The sequence below is a fragment of the Microbacterium sp. genome (assembly GCF_031988965.1).
In the GTDB taxonomy this organism is placed as follows: domain Bacteria; phylum Actinomycetota; class Actinomycetes; order Actinomycetales; family Microbacteriaceae; genus Microbacterium.
In genome coordinates this window covers 1-4,388 of sequence record NZ_DALZXX010000189.1, presented here as the reverse complement: position 1 = coordinate 4,388, position 4,388 = coordinate 1, and the positions used below count along the sequence as shown (strand labels likewise).

At 69.7% G+C, this 4,388-nt stretch carries 3 protein-coding genes; 1 reads left to right on the top strand and 2 read right to left on the bottom strand.

What is annotated here, in order from left to right; genetic code table 11:
• Positions 1-194: 194 nt before the first annotated feature.
• Positions 195-1,721, bottom strand: a complete 1,527-nt coding sequence (gene lysS, locus RTM68_RS17175; protein ID WP_312173291.1) for a lysine--tRNA ligase — start codon at positions 1,719-1,721, stop codon at positions 195-197.
• Between the two features lie 80 nt (positions 1,722-1,801).
• Here lysS and RTM68_RS17170 point away from each other — a divergent pair, with 80 nt between their 5' ends.
• Positions 1,802-3,655 carry a DUF2207 domain-containing protein gene (locus tag RTM68_RS17170; protein WP_312173288.1) on the top strand — a complete coding sequence of 618 codons (1,854 nt, stop codon included), beginning with the start codon at positions 1,802-1,804 and terminating at the stop codon, positions 3,653-3,655.
• Positions 3,656-3,754: 99 nt separating this feature from the next.
• Here the strand turns inward: RTM68_RS17170 and RTM68_RS17165 are convergent, their stop codons facing one another.
• Complete coding sequence (locus tag RTM68_RS17165) at positions 3,755-4,387, bottom strand: DUF2520 domain-containing protein (protein ID WP_312173286.1); 633 nt, start codon at positions 4,385-4,387, stop codon at positions 3,755-3,757.
• Between the last annotated feature and the right edge of the window lies 1 nt (position 4,388).

The following is a 4,388-nucleotide window of genomic DNA, read 5'->3' as shown; positions in this document are numbered from 1 at the left end:
GCTCGGCCGCGCGAGCCACGCCGGCCACTACCTCGATCTCGCGCGCGCGATCGAGCCCGAGTACGGACTCGCCTCGCTGCTCGACACGATGATCGGCGCCGCGGTGCTGCCCGAATGGGCGTTCCGGCGAGGTGCGTGACCTGCGCGGTGATCGACAGGAGAACTCCCCGACGGGGGTCCTGCGCGACGGCCTCTTACTTGACGAGGGGGAACAGGATGGTCTCGCGGATGCCGAGCCCGGTGATCGCCATGAGCAGACGGTCGATTCCCATTCCCATGCCCCCGGACGGCGGCATGCCGTGCTCGAGAGCCCGCAGGAACTCCTCGTCGACCGGCATCGCCTCGACGTCGCCGCGGGCAGCGAGCTTCGCCTGCTCGACGAAGCGCTCTCGCTGGATCACAGGATCGACGAGCTCGGAGTATCCGGTCGCGAGCTCGAAGCCGCGGATGTAGAGGTCCCACTTCTCGACGACGCCGTCGATCGAGCGGTGCTCGCGCACGAGGGGCGAGGTGTCGACGGGGAAGTCCATCACGAACGTCGGGCGCACGAGGTCGCCCTTCACGAAGTGCTCCCACAGCTCTTCGACGAGCTTGCCGTGCGTGGCCTGCGGCGGCAGGTCGACATCGTTCGCCTCGGCGAAGGCGATGAGGTCCTCCACCGAGTCCTGCGGAGTGACAGTGCGACCGGACGCGGCAGACAGCGACTCGTACATCGAGATGCGGTCCCACTCGCCGCCGAGGTCGTACTCGGTGCCGTCGGCCCAGGTCACGGTCGTGGAGCCGGCGACCGCGATCGCCGCCTGCTGCACGAGCTCCTGGGTGAGGGCTGCCATCTGGTTGTAATCGCCGTAGGCCTGGTACGCCTCGAGCATCGCGAACTCGGGGCTGTGCGTCGAATCGGCGCCCTCGTTGCGGAAGTTGCGGTTGATCTCGTACACCCGCTCGATGCCCCCGACGACGGCGCGCTTCAGGTACAGCTCCGGCGCGATGCGCAGGTAGAGCTCGGTGTCGAACGCGTTCGAGTGGGTGATGAAGGGGCGCGCCGAGGCACCGCCGTGCTGCACCTGCAGCATGGGCGTCTCGACCTCGAGGTAGTCGTGGCTGCCGAACGTCGCTCGCAGGCTGGCGTTGACCGCGGCACGGGCCCGGACGGTGCTGCGCGCCTGCTCGCGGACGATCAGATCGAGGTAGCGGCTGCGGACGCGCCCCTCTTCGCTGAGCTCCGAGTAGGCGTTCGGGAGCGGCAGGATCGCCTTCGACGCGATCTCCCACGCGTCGGCCATGATCGACAGCTCGCCACGGCGGCTGGAGATCACCTCGCCGTGCACGAAGACGTGGTCGCCCAGGTCGACGTACTCCTTCCAGTCGGCGAGCGACTCCTCGCCGACGTTCGCGAGCGAGATCATCGCCTGGATCCGCGATCCGTCGCCCGCCTGCAGCGTGGCGAAGCACAGCTTGCCGGTGTTGCGACTGAACACCACACGTCCTGCGACGCCCACGATCACGCCGGTCTCGGCGCCCGCTTCGAGGTCGTCGTACTCCGCACGAAGGGCCGGAATCGTGTGCGTGACGGGCACACCGACGGGGAACGCTCCACCGGCGGCATCCGCCCTCTTCGCGATCAGTCGCTCGCGCTTCGCGAGACGCACGGCCTTCTGCTCGTGCACGTCCTCTTCGGTGGCGGCGGTGGTCGGCTCGGGCGCGGCAGACGCGTCAGTCATTCGGGGCTCCTTGAAAGTCGAGTCCAGTTTACCGAGGTCTCCTCCCCCGCCCTGCGGCCGACTCTGGGTAGCCTCGAAGAATGGCAGCCTTCCGACTCGCCCAGGCCCTCACGACCTTCGTTCTCTGCGCGGCGGCGCTGCTCGTTCCCGCGTCCGCGGCGAGCGCCGACGTCTCGACCGTCGCCGCCGGCGCGAACGGTGAGGGCGCGAGCAGCACCGCGGCGGCCGTCCGCGCCGACGTCGATGACTTCTCCTACGCGTCGTGGGACGCGCGCTACGAGATCGGCCTCGACGCCGAGGGGCGTGCGCGCATGCACGTGACCGAGTCGCTGACCGCCCGGTTCCCCGACGAGGACCAGAACAAGGGCATCGTGCGCGGACTACCGACCAGCTACGAGAACGCCTGGCTCGATGTCCGTGTGCTCTCCGTCACCGACGAGGACGGCCAGAGCGTGCCTTTCGAGACCGACGAAGATGACGGGCTCCTCTTCGTGCTCACCGGCGACGACGACTATGTGCAGGGTCTCACGACCTACGTGATCGAGTACGAGATGCGCGACGTGATCCTCGCGGCGGACACGGGCGTCGACGAGTTCTACTGGGATCTCCTCCCCCTCGACAGCACTCAGCCGATCGAGAGCTTCCGCGCCGACATCACCTTCGACGACACACTCGCCGATCACCTCACGGGCGACGCCCGCTGCTACATCGGCTCCTCCGGTTCGACCGACGAGTGCCCGCTGTCGGCCGACGGAGCCACGTTCGCCGTCGAGGCGGACGGGCTGTCGGCGGGTGAGGGCGTGACCGTCGCGATCGGGTTCGATCAGGGCACCGCCACACAGCCCTCGGCGCGGCAGCCGAACCCGGTCACCGACACGATCCCCGCCGTCGCCGCGCTCGGCGCACTGGGCGTCTCCGCCGCCGGATGGTTCACGGTCTCCGCCTTCACGAGGTCGCGTCGGCAGGCGACCGGCATCGTGATCGCCCAGTACGACGTGCCCGACACCCTGCCTCCGCTGCTCGCCGCGGCGATCGTGCCGAAGGCGAAGGACGCGATCCCGGCCGAGATCGTCCATCTCGCCGTGCGCGGCGCTCTGCGCATCGAAGAGGGCTCGGCTGACGTGCAGCCCCGGCTGCGCCGCATCCCCGACGGACGTGGCCCCGATCAGCTCGACGCCGAAGCGCTCGACGCTCTGTTCTCCGACGCCGATGCCGAGGGCGTCGCCGAGCTTCCCGCCACGAGCGAGTCGTTCGCCGCGCGCATGAAGGCCCTCGCGCAGAGCGGCACAGACGCGGCGGCATCCCGGGGACTCACGACCAAAGCCCGCAGTCGAGCGGCGGTGCTGCTGCAGTGGGTCGCGATCGCGCTGGTCCTGGCCGGCTTCGGACTGGGCCTGTGGGGCATCATCAGCGGCCGGGTCACGGCGCTTCCGGCATTCATCGCGATCTGCATCGGCACGTTCCTGGTGCTCTTCTCGTCGTTCTACTCGTTCGCGCGCCATACGGTGCTCACACCTGAGGGGGCGCGCGAGCACGAGTACCTGATGGGTGTGAAGGAGTTCATCCGGGTCGCCGAGGCCGATCGGCTGCAGATGCTGCAGTCGTATTCGGGTGCCGAGCGGCGACAGGACGGCACGGCGAACGTCATCGTCGTCTACGAACGGCTGCTCCCCTACGCCATGCTCTTCGGGATGGAAGACGAGTGGGGGTCGGTGCTCGAGAACGTGTACGCCTTCGAGCAGCGGGGCGCGACGTGGATCGGCGACCCCTCCGCCCCGTTCCTGCGGGCGCAGCTGGCAGCGTTCGCGGTGTCGTCGCACGCCGCGGCGAGTTACTCGGCACCCAGTGCGAGCAGCTCGTCGAGCGGCGGCGGATCCTTCGGCGGCGGGTTCTCGGGCGGCGGAGGCGGCGGCGGGTTCTCAGGCGGTCGCTGACTCCGGCCGACGGGTCGCGGGTTCGGTCGGGCGGGCGGGTCTGCCGCAGCCGTCGGGGTATACAGCGGCGGGGTCGCGGCTACAGCAGCGGTGTCGCCCCTACAGCAGCGGTGTCGGAGGCGAGGCGTCGCGGAGCGCGCCCTCCACCGCCGACTGCACGAGCGCCGACAGATATCCACCCGCGTTCTCGACGCCGATCTCACTCAGGCGCGACGTCGACTGCGCGATGATCGAGCGCGAGAACTCGGTCACCGTCTGGATCGCGTCCGCGTAGTCGGCCCTGTCGCCCTCGGCGATCACGACCGGCTCGCAACCGATCTCGACCGCGAGCGCCTGAGCGATCGGAAGCACGGCCGCGGGAGCGGTCACCGCCGCATAGCCCGCACGCAGCTGTCGAAGGTCGATCGAGGTGCCGGTGAATGTGATCGCCGGGTGCACCGCCAGGGGGATCGCCCCACGCTCGGCTGCGGGTCGCAGCACCTCGATACCGTGACCGGGATCGGTGTGCAGCACGAGCTGCCCGAGCTGCCAGCCACCGACCTCGGCGATGCCCGCGACCAGCGCGGGCAATTCATCGTGCGGCACCGCGATCACCACGAGCTCGCTGCGACGCACGACCTCGAGCGCGTCGAGAACCGGGACGTCCGGCAGAACCGCCGAAGCACGGTCATCGTCCGAGCCGCTCGTGATCCCCGTGACGGCATGGCCGGCCCCCGCGAGGGCGGCACCGATC

Excerpts from the sequence above, each read along its gene's own strand:
- RTM68_RS17170 (WP_312173288.1), top strand. The coding sequence starts at position 1,802 with ATGGCAGCCTTCCGACTCGCCCAGGCCCTCACGACCTTCGTTCTCTGC.
- lysS (WP_312173291.1), bottom strand. The coding sequence starts at position 1,721 with ATGACTGACGCGTCTGCCGCGCCCGAGCCGACCACCGCCGCCACCGAA.